The sequence below is a fragment of the Devosia oryziradicis genome, from assembly GCF_016698645.1.
In the GTDB taxonomy this organism is placed as follows: Bacteria; Pseudomonadota; Alphaproteobacteria; order Rhizobiales; family Devosiaceae; genus Devosia; species Devosia oryziradicis.
Window position 1 is genome coordinate 1,944,018 of the sequence record NZ_CP068047.1, and the last position, 15,587, is coordinate 1,959,604.

General features: G+C 65.0%; 11 protein-coding genes. 5 read left to right on the forward strand and 6 right to left on the reverse strand.

Features of this window, described 5'->3' with window-relative positions:
* The first annotated feature begins 125 nt into the window (after positions 1-125).
* The 4 genes from JI749_RS09690 to pbpC all read left to right on the forward strand — a co-directional run bounded on the left by JI749_RS09690 (position 126) and on the right by pbpC (position 9,044).
* Positions 126-545 carry a flagellar assembly protein FliX gene (locus tag JI749_RS09690; protein WP_201652755.1) on the forward strand — a complete coding sequence of 140 codons (420 nt, stop codon included), beginning with the start codon at positions 126-128 and terminating at the stop codon, positions 543-545.
* Positions 546-697: 152 nt separating this feature from the next.
* Positions 698-1,117: an RNA polymerase-binding protein DksA gene (gene dksA / locus JI749_RS09695; protein ID WP_201652758.1), complete on the forward strand. Its 420-nt coding sequence runs from the start codon at positions 698-700 to the stop codon at positions 1,115-1,117.
* A gap of 156 nt (positions 1,118-1,273) precedes the next feature.
* Positions 1,274-6,766 carry an alpha-2-macroglobulin family protein gene (locus JI749_RS09700; protein WP_201652761.1) on the forward strand — a complete coding sequence of 1,831 codons (5,493 nt, stop codon included), beginning with the start codon at positions 1,274-1,276 and terminating at the stop codon, positions 6,764-6,766.
* A gap of 163 nt (positions 6,767-6,929) precedes the next feature.
* A complete protein-coding gene (gene pbpC, locus JI749_RS09705) occupies positions 6,930-9,044 on the forward strand; it encodes a penicillin-binding protein 1C (RefSeq protein ID WP_201652764.1) in 2,115 nt (704 codons plus the stop codon).
* A 197-nt stretch (positions 9,045-9,241) separates the two neighbouring features.
* Here pbpC and JI749_RS09710 read toward each other — a convergent pair whose 3' ends face one another.
* From JI749_RS09710 to JI749_RS09730, 5 genes are all read right to left on the reverse strand, one after another.
* Complete coding sequence (locus JI749_RS09710) at positions 9,242-9,661, reverse strand: curlin (RefSeq protein ID WP_201652767.1); 420 nt, start codon at positions 9,659-9,661, stop codon at positions 9,242-9,244.
* A gap of 342 nt (positions 9,662-10,003) precedes the next feature.
* Entirely contained in the window at positions 10,004-10,387 is a 384-nt protein-coding gene (gene csgH, locus JI749_RS09715) for a curli-like amyloid fiber formation chaperone CsgH (RefSeq protein WP_201652770.1), read from the reverse strand.
* An 82-nt stretch (positions 10,388-10,469) separates the two neighbouring features.
* Positions 10,470-10,904 (reverse strand): curlin, encoded by a 435-nt coding sequence (locus tag JI749_RS09720; protein ID WP_201652773.1) that lies wholly within the window; start codon positions 10,902-10,904, stop codon positions 10,470-10,472.
* Positions 10,905-11,002: 98 nt separating this feature from the next.
* Positions 11,003-12,598: an ABC-F family ATP-binding cassette domain-containing protein gene (locus tag JI749_RS09725; RefSeq protein WP_201652776.1), complete on the reverse strand. Its 1,596-nt coding sequence runs from the start codon at positions 12,596-12,598 to the stop codon at positions 11,003-11,005.
* A gap of 152 nt (positions 12,599-12,750) precedes the next feature.
* Entirely contained in the window at positions 12,751-14,241 is a 1,491-nt protein-coding gene (locus tag JI749_RS09730) for a carboxypeptidase M32 (protein WP_201652779.1), read from the reverse strand.
* 87 nt (positions 14,242-14,328) lie between these two features.
* Here JI749_RS09730 and JI749_RS09735 point away from each other — a divergent pair, with 87 nt between their 5' ends.
* The gene (locus tag JI749_RS09735) at positions 14,329-14,694 is read left to right on the forward strand and encodes a hypothetical protein (RefSeq protein ID WP_201652782.1); all 366 of its coding nucleotides are present in this window, start codon (positions 14,329-14,331) and stop codon (positions 14,692-14,694) included.
* Positions 14,695-14,845: 151 nt separating this feature from the next.
* On the opposite strand, the gene flgH is transcribed toward JI749_RS09735, so the two are convergent.
* The gene (gene flgH / locus JI749_RS09740; RefSeq protein ID WP_201652785.1) at positions 14,846-15,583 is read right to left on the reverse strand and encodes a flagellar basal body L-ring protein FlgH; all 738 of its coding nucleotides are present in this window, start codon (positions 15,581-15,583) and stop codon (positions 14,846-14,848) included.
* Positions 15,584-15,587: the final 4 nt, after the last annotated feature.

The window sequence follows — 15,587 nt, forward strand, 5'->3', positions numbered from 1 at the left end:
GCTTCGGTGTGTCGATCACGGCGGATGCTGCCGGTAAGCAATTCTTGCCGGGCGCATTAAGGCCTTGTTAACGGCTGGCGGCAGATTTTGCCGGGGACGATAGCCAACTGATTTGAGTCCAGCTCTTGCGCATCGATACCAGCAACCGGACGACAGGCGTGGGCCGCGGCAATGCCGCAGGACGCTCGGGCTCGGGCGTGGCCTTCGTGCCGGCAGGGGAAGATGGGCCGGTGCGGGTGGCCGCGAGCGCTCCGGCTCAGGCAATGACGGGTATCGACGCGATCCTGGCTTTGCAGGCTGCCGAAGGTCCGCTGACCGGACGCAAGAAGGCCGTGCGGCGTGGCGCCTCGTTGCTCGACAGTCTCGAAGAAATGCGCACCGATCTGCTGATCGGCAGGGTCGATCCCGAGCGGCTGGACCGAATGTCGGCCATGCTGGCTGAAGTGCGCGAACGCTCCCTGCCGGGCCTTGATGCCCTGCTCGATGACATCGAGTTGCGGGTGCGGGTGGAACTGGCCAAGGCGGGCCGTTACCTACCGGGCTGAACGCCGGTCATCAAAATGTTGTCAATATCGCGCTATGCGCCTGACGGGCTGGGCCTTTCCCGTGTTAAGCACCCGCGCTTTGCGCGCTTGCCCGGTGGGGTCGAGCCGCATATATAGGCCGCCTTAGGGGTGCATTGGAGTTGAGTCTGCTGATGTCTTCGGTTGCAGAAGTGGTTGAATACCGGCCCAGTGACGACGAGCCGTTCATGAATCCCCGGCAGCGTGAGTATTTCCGGGCCAAGCTCAACGCATGGAAGGATGACATCCTCCGCGAGAGCCGCGAAACGCTCGAGAATTTGCAGGAAGAGAGCCAGAACCATCCGGATATGGCCGACCGTGCCAGCTCGGAAAGTGACCGCTCGCTCGAACTGCGCACCCGTGATCGGCAGCGCAAGCTCATCTCCAAGATCGACGCTGCGCTGAAGCGCATCGACGACGGCACCTATGGCTACTGCGAGGAGACCGGCGATCCCATTGGTATCGCGCGGCTCGATGCCCGCCCGATCGCGACGCTGAGCCTCGAGGCGCAGGAAATGCACGAGCGCCGCGAGAAGGTGTACCGGGACGAATAAAGTCCGACACTTGATTGATCAAAGGCCCGCAGTAGTTGCGGGCCTTTTTTCTTGCCGCGTATGCAGCAGCCAAAATCCCGCAATGCGATATTCTTAGGCCTTGTTTCCGCCGCAGCTTCTCGTCCATATGGTGGCGTCGAGCTTGGGAGGGCAACGATGTTGCAGGTCGCTGGGAAATTGCGCGCGCTTGGTCTTGCGCTGCTTCTAGCCATGGTCGCACCGGCGATGGCGGCGGATCACAAGATCACGCTGCTCGAGGATGCCGACCTTCCCGGCTTCGATTATTCGATCATCCGCGATACCGATCTCGACAGCTGCAGCGCCGCCTGCGCCGACGACAATATCTGCCGCGCCTTCACCTTCAATCCCCAGGCGAAGTGGTGTTTCCTCAAGGGCACGGCCGGCGAGCCGACCGAATTCGCCGGCGCTACCTCCGGCCGGATCAGCCGCGCGCCTTCCCCCGCGGTCACCGACGCCGTGCGCCAGGCCGAACTGCCGTTTCCCGCCCAGGGTATCATCGACACCGCCCGCAGCTTTGCCGCCGGCCTGCCCGAGAGCGATGCGCCGCCGCCCAAGGTGACCTATGCCGGTCTGGTCGAATCCGCCGAGGAAGCGGTCGCGGCGGACAATTTCGCTGCCGCTATCGTGGCTTACAAGCAAGCGCTCGCCATCAATGCCAATGACCGCGCGGTCTGGCAGGCGCTGGCACAGGCCGCCTTGACCCAGGCAGAGGCAGTCGCGGGGCAGTCTGACGGCGATGGCGGCAGCAGCCTGGCTTATCTCGCCACCTCGGCAGCGATGAACGCCTTTCTGCGCTCCACCGAGGTGCAGGATCGGGCCGATGCGCTGGCTGCCCTGGCCAATGCCATGGAATATCGCGAGATGTGGCGCGAGGTGATCGCCAGTTATCGCCTGAGCCTCGAGCTGGCCGCCAATGACGCCGTGGAGGCTCATCTTGACGAGGTTGTCGCCCAGCACGGCTTCCGCGTGACCGACCACGTCGTGGATGCCGATGCTGCCTCGCCGCGCATCTGCGCCGTCTTCTCGGAATCCTTGCCCTATTCGACGACGGACCTGTCGGCCTATGTCGTGGTGGCGGACATGCCGCAGGCTTCTGTCGAAGCCGAAGACCAGCAGGTTTGCGTCGACGGTTTGCTGCATGGCAGCCGCTATTCCATCCGTCTGCGTGCCGGCCTGCCGTCGGTCGATGGCGAAGCGCTGCTCAAGGATGTGGTGCTCGACGTCTATGTGCCCGATCGCTCGCCTTTTGTCGGCTTTGCCAACGACGCTTATGTCATGCCGGCTGGCCTGGGCGGCGGGTTGCCGATCACCTCTGTCAACGCCGATGTCGCGCAGGTCATGATCTACCGCGTGGGCGATCGCTCGATCGCCACAGCCGTGCGCGACGGTATCTTCCAGGGCAGCCTGACCGAGTATGACGCGGAGGACATTGCCGATCGCGTCGGCGAGGAGGTCTGGAAGGGCGAGGTCGATCTCGCTCGCGGCGAGGCCAACGAGCTGACGACTACTGCCATTCCGGTCGCGGAAACCATCGGCCAGATGGAGGCGGGCGCCTATGTCATCACGGCCAAGATCAAGGACGAGAATTCCGAATATTGGGACAGCGTCGCCACGCAGTGGTTCATCGTCACCGATATTGGCCTCACCACCATTTCCGGCGATGACGGCGTCCATGCCTTCGTGCGCGGGCTCGACGATGCCCAGCCGATCGCAGGAGCCTCGGTCCGCCTGGTCGCACGCAATAACGAAATCCTGGGCGAAGCCACCACCGATGCCGATGGCCGCGCCATCTTCGCGCCGGGCCTGGCGCGCGGCGAAGGGGGCAGGGCGCCGCAGCTGCTGGTCGCTGAAACCGGTGACGGCGACTACGCCTTCCTCGACCTGAGCCGCCCGGCTTTCGACCTGACCGATCGCGGTGTCGAAGGACGCCCTTCGCCCGGTCCGCTCGACGTCTTTGCCACGACCGAACGCGGCGTCTATCGCCCCGGCGAGACGGTCTATCTCACGGCTCTGCTGCGCGATGAGCGCGCGGAAGCGGTCACCGGCCTGCCGTTGACGCTGGAAGTCGAGCGCCCCGATGGCGTCGTCGCCAGCAAGCAGGTGCTTAACGACCGGGGGGCTGGCGGCTATTTCGTCGCTCTGCCCATGGTCGAGGAAGCCATGCGCGGCTCCTGGACGGCCCGGCTTTATGCCGATCCGGAGGGGGAGGCGCTGTCGAGCACCAGTTTCCTGGTGGAGGACTTCGAGCCCGAACGGCTGGCCTTCGACGTTACCGCGCCTGAGGGTCCGATGGCTATTGGCGAGGTCACCCCGGTGGATGTGGCTGCCAAGTACCTCTATGGCGCCACCGCGCCGAACCTGGCGGTCGAGGCCGATGCGATCATCAGTCCGCGGACGACGCTCGACGCGTTTCCCGGCTATACTTTCGGCCGCGTCGACGACACGGCTGAAACCAGCCGCGAACCGCTAGGCCTAGTCGGCACCACTGACGAAGCCGGCAATGCCGTGGCTGAAATCGTGCTGCCGGAACCCTATGCCACCACGCGTCCACTCGAGGCACAGGTCTTACTGCGTCTCGTCGACAGCAATGGCCGCACTATCGAGCGCAGCATCAGCCGTCCGGTGCTGGCCACTGTAGATCGCATCGGCATCAAGCCGACCTTCGATGACGCCTCGGGTCTCGCCGAGGGCAGCCAGGCCAGCTTCGATATCGTGGCCGTCTCGCCCGAAGGGGAGGCGATCGCCAAGACAGGCCTCAACTGGACCATCTCGCGCATCGACACCAACTACCAGTGGTACCGCAACGGCAGCACCTGGCAGTGGGAAGCCATCACGACGTCGCGTGAAATCGCGACCGGCACGGTCGATACGCCCGAGGGTGGGCCGGTCACCATCGGCGCCAATGTCGATTGGGGCCTCTACCGCGTCGAGGTGGAAAGCACCGGCGATAACCCGACGTCGTCGAGCTACGAATTCTATGCCGGCTACTACTATGCCGAGGCCGGTTCGGACACGCCTGATACGCTGCAGGTCGCGCTCGACAAGTCGGCCTACAAGGTCGGCGACACAGCGCAACTCAAGCTCGATCCGCAATTCGCCGGCACTGCGCTGGTGATGGTGGTGGACAACCGTGTCATCGCCATGGAGGCCGTCGAGGTCCCCGAAGGCGGCACCACGGTGCCGCTTGAGGTTACCGAGGAATGGGGCCCGGGCGCCTATGTCACGGCGATCCTTTATCGTCCCTCCGATGCGGCCGAAAAGCGCATGCCTTCACGCGCCCTGGGCCTGGCGTTTGCCGATGTGGAGCCCGGCGATCGCAAGCTCGACGTCTCTCTCGACGCGCCTGAAGTCACTCTGCCGCGGCAGAGCTTCACCACCACGGTTGAGCTCGGCAACCTGGCTGCAGGGCAGAAGGCCTATGTTGCCGTTGCCGCGGTCGACCTTGGAATCCTCAACCTTACCAACTTCAAGACGCCCGACCCGGACGGCTGGTATTTCGGCCAGCGCCAGCTCGGCATGGAGGTGCGTGACCTTTATGGTTCGCTGATCGACCCGACCCAGGGCCTGGCCGGTGCCATGCGCTCGGGCGGCGACGGCGAATCCTCGCGCACCGGCACGCCGCCCGCGACCTCGGTCCTCGTTGCCCTCCATTCGGGTATTGTCGAGGTCGATGCCGAGGGCAAGGCCACGATCACCTTCGACATGCCGGACTTCTCCGGCACGGTTCGGGTCATGGCCATGGCCTGGACGGACACGGCAGTGGGGCATGCCTCGGCCGACGTCATCGTTCGCGATCCTGTCGTCGTCACGCTCAGCCCGCCGCGCTTCCTGCGTGTCGGCGATGAATCGCGCCTCCTAGTCGAGATCAACAATATCGATGGCGAGTCAGGCACCTACGGCGTTTCGCTCGCAACCGGAAACGGCATTGCCACCCCGGCCGAGGACACGGAGGTCGAGCTCGAAAAGGGCAACCGGACGGCGCTCGAGCTGAACCTTAACGGCATGCAGATCGGCGATTGGCCGGTCGTGCTGACCATTACCGCACCCGATGGCAGTACCCAGACCAAGGAACTTCTGCTCGGCGTGCGGCCGACCAGTGCGCCAATTACGACAAGCCGCATGGTGCCCATCAAGGCGGGTGAAACCGTCACCATCGGGCCGGACTACTTCGACAGCTACATGGCCAATACCGGGGCGATGACCCTGGCCATCGGCCCGATTGCACGTCTCGACGTGCCCGGCCTGCTGCTGGCGCTCGACCGTTACCCCTATGGTTGCGCTGAACAGCTCTCGAGCCGTGCGCTGCCGCTGCTTTACCTCAACGACGTGGCCAAACTGCTCGGCATCGCGGAGGATGACAAGCTCAACCAGACCGTTATCGACACCATCGCCAACCTCCTGTCCAAGCAGAGTTCGGCCGGTGGCTTCGGCCTCTGGGGGCCATTCGATGGCGGCGACCTGTGGCTGGACGGCTTCGTCACCGACTTCCTGCTGCGCGCCAAAGCGGCCGGCTACGAGGTGCCCGAGCAGGCCATGACCATGGCCTTCGACAACCTGGCCAACCAGCTGTCGTATGCCGCCGACTTCGAAAATGGCGGCGAGGACATCGCCTACGCGCTCTACGATCTGGCGCGCGCCGGGCGGGTGTCGATGGGCGACCTGCGCTACTATCACGAGGCGCGCCTCAACGCCTTCGGTTCGGCACTGGCTCAGGCGCAACTGGGCGCAGCCCTGTCGCTCTATGGCGATCCGACCCGAGCCAACTCCGCCTTTGCGGCGGCGGTGGCCAAGCTCAGCGAGCCGGACAATGCCCGGCGCTATCGCGCCGACTATGGCACCCGCATGCGTGATCTGGCGGGCGTGCTGGCCCTGGCAGCCGAGTTCAAGCCCGAGGGTGTGGACCTGACCGACCTTGCCAACCAGTTGGCCAAGCTGCGCGACCGGGCGAAGTACACCTCTACCCAGGAAGACAGCTGGACCCTGCTGGCCGCTGCGGCTCTGGGCGCCTCGGCGACGGATGGCTCGGTGACGCTCGACGGCGAGGCCCTGACCGGCCAGGTATACCGCCGCTACGACCAGGCGGGCTTCGAAGCGGTGGAGGTTGCCAATACCGGTGCCATCGACACCGAAGCCAAGGTGACGGTGACCGGCTTCCCGGTCGAGCCACCGCCCGAATCCAGCAACGGCTTCACCATCACCCGCGAATACTATCTGCCCGACGGCACGCCGATTGATCCGCAGGCGGCGCCGATCGCGCAGAACGAGCGGCTGGTCGTGGTGATCCGGGTGCGGCCACAGAACCTTGGATCAGGGCAGTACATGGTGGCCGATCCGCTGCCCGCAGGCTTCGAGATCGAAAATCCCGACCTCTCGGCCGGCAGTGGCGTGGCCGACTTCAGCTGGCTGACGCTCGACAGCGCCACCCATGTGGAGTCCCGCACCGACCAGTATGTGGCGGCCTTCCGCTACTACGACAGCACCAGTACCTTCACCACCGCCTACATGGCGCGTGCAGTGTCGCCGGGTACCTTCGTGTTGCCAGGGGCCACCGTGGAGGACATGTATCGCCCCGAATTCCGGGCGAACACGGCGGCCGGCGCCATCGAGGTGACGCCGACCGGGCCATGAGGTCGTCGCAGACAATTGGCGGGTTGGAGGGCAAGAACTCTCCTCCCCACCAGCCGTCACCCTCGGGCTTGACCCGAGGGCCCTATACTTGCTGTGCGCTCGGTAAGTGCAGAGCCCTCGGGTCAAGCCCGAGGGTGACAACCGGTGGGTTGGGTTGGCCTTGATGAGCACCGATCAGCCCAAACCCTTCTTTTGGACCCGCTGGCTGACCCTCACGGGCTTCAGCATCTTTGTTCTCGCCTGCGCCGGAGCCATCCAGCTCAGCTCGGCGATAACCACCATCTGGGCCACGCTGCCGCCGACGCCCGACGTCGCGACGCTGCCGGTTTCCGTCGCCGTCACCGACCGCGACGGTTTGCTGCTCCGACCCTTCACCACAGCCGACGGCCGCTGGCGCCTGCCAGTCGAGCAGGCTGCCATCGATCCGCGCTTCATCAAGATGCTGATCGCCTATGAGGATCGCGGTTTTGCCGAGCATGACGGCATTGCCTGGAGCTCGATGTTTCGCGCGGCGGGGCAGTTCATCGGCGCTGGCGGGCGCGTCGTTTCTGGCGGATCGACGCTGACCATGCAGGTGGCCCGCCTGATCGAAGGCGAGCCGACGCGTAACCTCTGGGGCAAGCTGCGCCAGATGGTGCATGCCGACCGGCTGGAGCACGATCTGAGCAAGGACCAGATCCTCCATCTCTACCTGACGCTGGCGCCTTACGGCGGCAATATCGAGGGCATTCGTGCGGCCAGCCTCGCCTATTTCGGCAAGGAGCCGACGCGGTTGACCACCGCCGAGGCGGCGCTCCTCGTGGCCTTGCCCCAATCGCCCGAGGCGCGCCGGCCTGATCGTGATCCGGTGGCCGCGCAGCGCAGCCGCGACATGGTGCTCGACCGCCTCGTGGCGATGGGAGCACTGCTGGCGGAGGACGCTGCGGCCGCCAAGCGCGAGCCGGTGCCAACGGCGCGGCGCGAATTCCCCATGCTGGCCGCCCACATGGCCGAGCAGGCGGTCAAGGCGCAGCCCGCGGCGCGCGCGGTACGGCTCACCATCGACAAGCGATTGCAGGACGCGCTGGAGCACCTCGCCGCCGGTCGCGCGCGGTTGATCGACCCCAGGGTGTCGGTGGCTATCGTCGCCGCCGATATAAAAAGCGGCGAGGTTCTTGCCTCGGTGGGGTCGGCAGGTTTGCTCAACAGCGACAGCGCTGGCTTTGTCGACATGACCAACGCCGTCCGTTCGCCCGGGTCGACCCTTAAGCCCTTGATCTATGGCCTGGCCTTCGAGCTTGGCCTGGCGCATCCCGAAAGCCTGATCGAAGATCGGCCCACTGCCTTCGGCGCTTATGTCCCCGTCAACTTCGACGGCTTCAGTCGTGGCACCGTCACCATCCACGATGCCCTCACCGAGTCGCTGAACATTCCCGCAGTTGTGGTGCTCGACGCGGTCGGGCCGGCGCGGCTGGTGTCACGCCTGCGCCGGGCCCATGCCGATCCGCGGCTGCCGGTCGATACCGCGCCCAGCCTGGCGGTTGGCCTGGGCGGCGTCGGCATCACCCTGCGCGACCTGGTATCGGTCTATGCGGCGATCGGCAATGGCGGCACGCCCGTCCGGCTTTATGACGGGGTCGGGCCCAAGCCGGCGGCTGAGATAGCGGCGCCGGTGCTCGATCCTGTGTCGGCCTGGTATGTGTCCGATATCCTGGCCGATGTGCCGCCGCCGCTTAATGGCTCGCCGGGCCGCATCGCCTACAAGACCGGCACGTCCTATGGTTATCGCGATGGCTGGGCCATTGGCTTTGATGGCAAGACGGTCGTCGGCGTCTGGGTCGGCCGGCCCGATGGTGCTCCCGTGCCTGGTCTTTCGGGCATTGTCGGAGCAGCACCTATCCTCTTCGAGGCCTTCGATCGCCTCGGCGACCGCAAGGCGCCGCTGCCGCGTGCGCCCCAGGGAGCCGTGCTGGCGTCCAACACCGAGCTGCCCACGCCCCTCCGCCGCTTCCGTCACCCCGATGAAGACATGGTGGCCCGCGTTGCTGCCCCCGAGATCGCCTTTCCCGGCAATGGCGTCGATGTGGACCTCGGGCTGACCGGCGGCGACGCATCGCCGCTGATGGTCAAGGTGCGCAACGGCGTGCCGCCGTTCATTTTCTTTGCCAACGGCGCCCCCTTTGGCCGCCCCGAATTTGCCCGCCAGAGCCTGTGGACGCCGGATGGGCCGGGTTATGTCACGCTTTCGGTGGTCGATGCCGAGGGCAGGGCCGACACGGTGACGGTGTTCTTGAATTGAGGTTTTTCGGGGAGCGTTCACCGCCCCACCGCGCGTCACCCTCGGGCTTGACCCGAGGGCGTTGCACGTACTGATTGCGCCGCAAGTACAGGGCCTTCGGGTCGGGCCCGAGGGTAACGATCGAGTGGTTGCGCTGTTTTGTGCGAAACGAAAACGGGCCCCGAAGGGCCCGCCTGAACTCGATGGTGGCGCTAAGCCTAGAACCCAAACACCGTCGTGACGCTGGACTGGCCATTGCCGTTCTGCACGCATTGGCCATTGGTGTTCTCGCCGAACTGGAACAGGCCGCAATTGTTGTTGTTGCCGTTCTGGGAAATGGTGCCGTTGTGGCCATTGCCTTCCTGGACGATCAGGCCGTGATTGCCCGAGCCATTCTGGTTGAAGCCGGCGGCATTGAAGTTGCCGTGCTGGCTGGCATTGGCGCCTGAGGCCGACAGACCCTGCATCAGCGAGAAGAGCTGGAGGCCGGTGCCGAGCGCCTGCTGCTGTTCCGGGTCGGTGGGGGTGAAGCTGATCGACACCTGGCCAGCGGCCATGGCAGGAGCGGCGAGGGCGGCGACGCCAATGACGGCGGCAGCGACAGCGGCGGCGAAAGTCTTGGTGAACTTGGTGGTCATGGCATCTCTCCCTTAGGGGTATTGGCATTTGCTGGGGTGTTCCAGCCGATGACCCGAGACTAGGTGGACCGGACTGAACCGATCTGGAGCGCGATGTTCAGAATGGGTTCAGCGGTGAAATTTGTTTGAGAGGTGATTTGGGTGGGAGCAGAACCTTCACCTCTCCTTCTGGGGGAGAGGTCGACTTGCGAAGCAAGGCGGGCGAGGGGGCCTTTTCTTGACGCGGTGATGGGCGAAGGCCCCCTCACCCGGCCTGCGGCCGACCCTCCCCGAAAGGGAGAGGTAAAGAAAGCAAAGGGCCCCGATTTCACGGGGCCCTTCAGTCAGTCCTGATGATGTGATTCAACGCAGGCTCGCAATGTCCTGGTCGCAATCGATCTTCTTGCCGCCGGCGGTGACGTCGAAGACGACGCTGTAGTTGGAGCCGGCATTGATCAGCACCTTGCCAAGCGGGGTGGCTTGGTTGGCATTGGCGGTGAAATAGCCGCCCTGGCTGATGTTGGACGAGCCACCATTGCCTGAGCTTTGGATGGCGAAGCGGTACTCGCCGCTCACAGCGACGGGGCTCAGAATGGTGCCTTCGAGGGCAAGCATGCCGCCCTGCGTGCTTTTGGCGATACCGCACTGGGTGGCTGTCCCGGAATTGGCGAAACCGGCACCTGCCGCCAGGGTAGCGACCAAAAGGCCGAGGGCGATGGCGCTGCTGCGCCGGGATGGAATGGTCATGGCTTCCTCCTGAAGTCGGTTGGGGCATGCGAGCCGGAAGGGATGGCCCTTCCGGCTATAGGCAGCTCACGTGGGGAGCCGATCAGGGGCAGGCCTGGACGAAAGCCGTCACGTTGCCCGAACCGGCCTGGGTGACATTGGCGTTGCAACCATTGCCGACCTGCACGCCGGCGGCGACGTTGCCATTGCCGTCCTGGGTCAGGACTGCGGTGTGGTTGTCGCCAAACTGGCCGACGCCACCGGCATTGTTCCAGCCGTTCTGCCAGACATCGCCGTAGTTGTTGTTGCCCTGCTGGCCGATGGCGCTGGTGTTGTTGCCGCCGGTCTGGTGGGAAATGCCGGTGTTCCAGTTGCCAGTCTGCTTGACGCCAAACTTGTTGTTCCAGCCGAGCTGGCTGCCGCCGGTGGCGTTGCCGAAGCCGAACTGGTCGACAAAGATGTCGTTGGACATGGCGGGGGCAGCCGAGGCGCTGATGACGACGGCGGCGACTGCGGTCATGACGAGCTTGCGGATCATTTGGGTCTCTCCTGTCTTGGCTGCGCTCCCTCCGAGCGCTTCTTGCCGATGACACGAGGATTAACTGACTGATTTGGAACAGCCTCTGAGTGGCGGGTTCAGACTGGGTTCATCGGCAAGGCAATCGTGCGGCCGATGCCGATCGCTGCCAGGAAAGCGGCGTCGTGGCTCACCACCAGCAGGGCCCCGTCATAACCGCGCAGTCCGGCCTCGACCTGCTCGATGGCGTGGATATCGAGGTGATTGGTCGGCTCGTCGAGGATGAGCAATTGCGGTGGGTTGTCGCCGCCGATCGTACAGGCCAGGCCCGCCCGCAACATTTCCCCGCCGCTCAGCGTGCCCGCGGTTTGCAGCGCCGCATCCGCCCGGAACATGAACCGCGCCAGGGCCGCGCGGCAGGTATTTTCGTCGGACTCCGGATTGAGGGCGCGAAAATTGTCGCGAATGGTCAGCCCTGGATCGAGCAGGCTCACGGTCTGATCGAGCATGGCATATGGCACCAGGATTCGCGCCACGCCCGCGCTGGCGGGCAAGGCGCCGGTGAGCAGGCGCAGCAGTGTGGTCTTGCCCGAGCCATTAGGCCCTGCAATGGCAACCCGTTCCGGTCCCGTCAATTGCAGGGAGACCTCGCGAATGATCGGCGAGGCCGCGTCGGGGCCGCCGGTCAGTCCATCGGCCTGCAACACCGTCCGGCCGGCGGGAAGGTTTGTTGGCGTCAGCGTTACCGACAGCGGGGTCAGGATTTCCACCTTGCTACGGGCGTCGCTGGCCGCCTCGGCGGCGTCGGCCCGCAGGCGATTGGCCAGCCTGGCGCCTTCGCCGCTGGTGTTCTCGGCATTCTCCTTCATGCCGCCCAGCATGATCCTGGGAATGTCGCCCCTGGCGGCCTTGCGTTTGCCGGCGCCATCCTTGCGGGCCTTCTTCTCGGCAACGGCCTGGATTTTGCGATCGATCTCCACCACGCGGCGCTCGGCGGTGCTGAGCTCGTGCTCGGCGGCGGCCAGTTCCAGCGCTTTGCGCTCGGCATAGTGATCCCAGTTGCCGCCATAGGTCCTGGCACCGAGCGTGGTCAGCTCGACGATGGCGTCCATCTCCCGCAGCAGGGCGCGATCGTGGCTGACCACGATGGCGGCGCCCCGCCAGCCATGCAGCAGATCGACCACCGCCTGGCGCCCGTCGGCGTCGAGATTGTTGGTGGGCTCATCGAGCAGGATGATATCGGGCGCCGCCAGGATCAGCCGGGCGAGGGCAAGCCGCGTGCGCTGGCCGCCGCTCAGCGTCGACAGCAGGCGTTCGGGCGCAAGGGCCGGCAGGCCGACTTCGGCCAGTGCGGTTTCGATACGGCCCGGCAGCGTCCAATCGGCCTCGCCGGCATCGTCGATGGTGCCCAGCCCCTGTTCCAGCCGGTCGAGCCGGGCCAGTTCACCGGCTATGCCGAGATGGTCGGCCACGGTATCGTCAGGACCGACCTGGACGGACTGGGTGAGCATGCCGATGCTGCCCTGCACCGTGACAGACCCCGCTGACGGCTGCAGGTGTCCGGTGATGATGCGGAGCAGGCTGGATTTGCCGGTGCCATTACGGCCGATCAGGCCGGTTCGCTCGGCGCCGAACGACAGTTCAAGGCCGGTAAAGAGCGGCTGATTATCCGGCGTGGAATAGGAAAGGTGATGCAGGGAAACGGAAGCAGGCATTGACGAACTCCAGGTGAGCGATGCGGGCAAAGCGATCGTTCAGGGTGGAATCCATCGGTTACCGTCCGGTCAGTGCTGCGAATGGCGCGAAGATAGGGATGGGGCAGGGGATGTCAACCTCCACCCTCTCCCAATGGCACGAATTGAAGGTGCTATGCCAGGTACCGCCGCTTCAAATGCGCCTTGAAGAAGTCCGCGTTCAGTGGCTCGCCCGTGGCCCTGGTGATCAGGTCCGGCGTCGACCAGCGCGAGCCCTGGCTCCAGATCTGCTCGCTGCGCCACTGGTTGACGCCGGTGAAATCGCCCTTGCGGATGTCGTCGCGCAGGCCCGGCTGCGCCTTTTCCAGCGCCGCCCATTGCTGCGCCGCGATCAGGGCGCCCAGCGTGTAGCTGGGGAAGTAGCCGAAGGCACCGCCCGGCCAGTGCACGTCTTGCATCGGGCCATCCTTGGGGTCGTTGATCGTTGAGATGCCCAGATACTCGGTCATCTTGGCGTCCCACGCCTCGGGGATCTGGCTGGCCTCGAGTTTGCCGTTGATCAGGTCCTGCTCCAGTTCGTAGCGCAGGATGACATGGAGCGGGTACGTGACCTCGTCGGCATCGACACGGATATAACCCCGCTCGACGAAGTTCACCTCGTTGAGGATATCGGCGATCTCCCAGCCCGGAATGGCATCTGCACCCAGGTGCTGATGCACCAGCGGCAGCATGAATTCCCAGAATTCGGGGCTACGGGCGAGCTGCATTTCGACGAATAGCGACTGCGATTCATGGATGCCCATGCCGCGAGCCTTGCCCAGCGGCCAATGCGACCATTCTTTCGGCAGGCCCTGCTCGTAGAGCGCATGGCCGGTTTCGTGCAGCACGCCCATGAGCGAACTCAGGAACTCGTCGGTGCGGTAGCGTGTCGTCATGCGCACGTCTGAGGGTACGCCGCCGCAGAAGGGGTGGTGCGATACGGCAAGCGAGCCATGGGTAAAGTCGAAGCCAACCGCGCGCATCGCCGCAAGACCCAGTTCGCGCTGCTTCTCGATCGGGTAGGGCGCGTTGAGCGTCTTGCGCGGACGCTTGGCGAGCCGGCGCTCCTGCGCGTCGAGGGCCTCGGGCACGAAACCCTTGAGGAAGCCCTTGAGGTCATCGAAGACCAGGTTGAGATCGGCGGTACGATTGCCCGGATCATACTGCTCCATCAATGCGTCATAGGGCGCCAGCTTCAACGCCTCGGCGCGCAACTGTGACTCCTCCCGAACCAGCGCCACCACGCCCTCGAGCGCGGGCAGGAAGCTGTCCCAATCGCCCTTGGCCCGTAGTTCGCGCCATAGCTGCTCGGAGCGCATCGTGGCGGCGGTACGGCGCTCGACGAACTCGGTCGGGAGGCACGTGGCATTGGTATACTGCCGCTTGAATTCGGCCAAAGCCAGCTTCTGGTCCTCGGTCTCGGGTTTCGCCGCCTCGATCCAGTCGGCGATATCAGGCGCGGTCGCCTGCGCATGGTACATGCCTGCCAGGTTCGACATGGCTTCGGCTCGCTTCTCGCCGCCGCCCACGGCCATATGGGTGGCTTCGTCGGCACCAAGGATCGAGAGCGCATGCTCCAGCGCTTCGAGCTTGCGACCGAGATCATCGAGTTTCTGGAAGGACATGCGGCATACTCCGGGTTTGCCCAAGGTCTTTCACAGTGCGCAATTTCGATCAAGCCGCGGGTGGCGCCGATGCGCTATGATGGCGCCATGACCGATAACAGCACCATCAAGATCCGGCCGCACAGCGTCAACGGCGTCATGGTCGACCAGACCATGCTGCTGCCCAGTGCCGAGGCCATAGCCCGGCAGATACAGGCGGTGCCGGCGGGCGAAACGCGCTCCCTTGCCGACCTGCGTGCGGCGCTGGCAATGCAGTATGGGGTGGAAGCGACCTGCCCCGTAACCACACAACGCATGATCAAGATCGTCGCCGCCAAGTCCGTGGCCGATCATCAGGCGGGTCGACGCGCCGTTCCGTTCTGGCGCGTGGTTGATCCCGACAAGCCCAACAGCAACAAGCTGGCGGGTGGACGCGAATTCATCCTGGCCCGCCGCAAGGACGAGCAGGCCTGAGCGCCTGCAATGGGGAAGAGGCGCAGCCGGGGGGACTGCGCCTCTGGGAAGGTCGGGTCTGTTCTGGATCCGACCGGGCAGGGCCTTCTGGCATCTGCCGGGGAGCCTTGCCGCGCCATTGGGGGATGCGCGGCAGGGAAACTGGCCTGCCTTAGAAGGGCAGGATGGCGTCCATCGCCTGCTGGCCGTAGCGCGGCTGCTGCATGTTGGTGATCTGGCCGCGACCGCCGTAGGAGATGCGGGCTTCGGCAATCTTGGACGACAGGATGGTGTTGTTGGCCTGGATGTCGGAGGGACGCACGATGCCGGCGACGATCAGGTCGCGCACTTCGAAATTCACCCGGACTTCCTGCCGCCCTTCGATGACCAGGTTGCCATTGGGCAGCACCTGGGTCACGACCGCCGCCACCGAGGTTTCGAGGCTTTCCGAGCGGTTGACCGAGCCGTTGCCGCGATTGGTGAGGCCGGAGTCGAACTGGATCATGGCCGAAGGATCGATGCTGCCGGCGCTGAGATTGTCGACGGCCACGCCAAAGATGCCGCCCATGCCAGCGGTATTGGTAGCGTTGCGGCCTGACTGGGTGGTGTTGGCGATCTTGGCGCTGTCATCGATCGTCACCATCACGGTCAGGATATCGCCGATGCGGTGGGCGCGTTCATCCTTGAAGAAACCGCGCGCCGACGTGCGGTACAGCGAATTGGGCTGGTAGGTGTCGGCAATGGCTTCCGGCATGGGCATATGTACCGGCTGGTAACCGGCCGTGGTGGTCGGATCGGCAATGGCGGTCAGCGGCGGAGCCTGCCCGACGCTGGCGAGCTGGTCCATGGTGCTGCAGCCTGCAAGGGTTGCCGTCAGCGTCAGGAGGGTGGCAAGTTTGAAAAAGTTCATTGGT

What these genes read in the sequence shown, in the direction of transcription:
- dksA (WP_201652758.1), top strand. Translation starts at nt 698, where the DNA reads ATGTCTTCGGTTGCAGAAGTGGTTGAATACCGGCCCAGTGACGACGAG.
- JI749_RS09700 (WP_201652761.1), top strand. Translation starts at nt 1,274, where the DNA reads ATGTTGCAGGTCGCTGGGAAATTGCGCGCGCTTGGTCTTGCGCTGCTT.
- pbpC (WP_201652764.1), top strand. Translation starts at nt 6,930, where the DNA reads ATGAGCACCGATCAGCCCAAACCCTTCTTTTGGACCCGCTGGCTGACC.
- JI749_RS09710 (WP_201652767.1), bottom strand. Translation starts at nt 9,661, where the DNA reads ATGACCACCAAGTTCACCAAGACTTTCGCCGCCGCTGTCGCTGCCGCC.
- csgH (WP_201652770.1), bottom strand. Translation starts at nt 10,387, where the DNA reads ATGACCATTCCATCCCGGCGCAGCAGCGCCATCGCCCTCGGCCTTTTG.
- JI749_RS09720 (WP_201652773.1), bottom strand. Translation starts at nt 10,904, where the DNA reads ATGATCCGCAAGCTCGTCATGACCGCAGTCGCCGCCGTCGTCATCAGC.
- JI749_RS09725 (WP_201652776.1), bottom strand. Translation starts at nt 12,598, where the DNA reads ATGCCTGCTTCCGTTTCCCTGCATCACCTTTCCTATTCCACGCCGGAT.
- JI749_RS09730 (WP_201652779.1), bottom strand. Translation starts at nt 14,241, where the DNA reads ATGTCCTTCCAGAAACTCGATGATCTCGGTCGCAAGCTCGAAGCGCTG.
- JI749_RS09735 (WP_201652782.1), top strand. Translation starts at nt 14,329, where the DNA reads ATGACCGATAACAGCACCATCAAGATCCGGCCGCACAGCGTCAACGGC.
- flgH (WP_201652785.1), bottom strand. Translation starts at nt 15,583, where the DNA reads ATGAACTTTTTCAAACTTGCCACCCTCCTGACGCTGACGGCAACCCTT.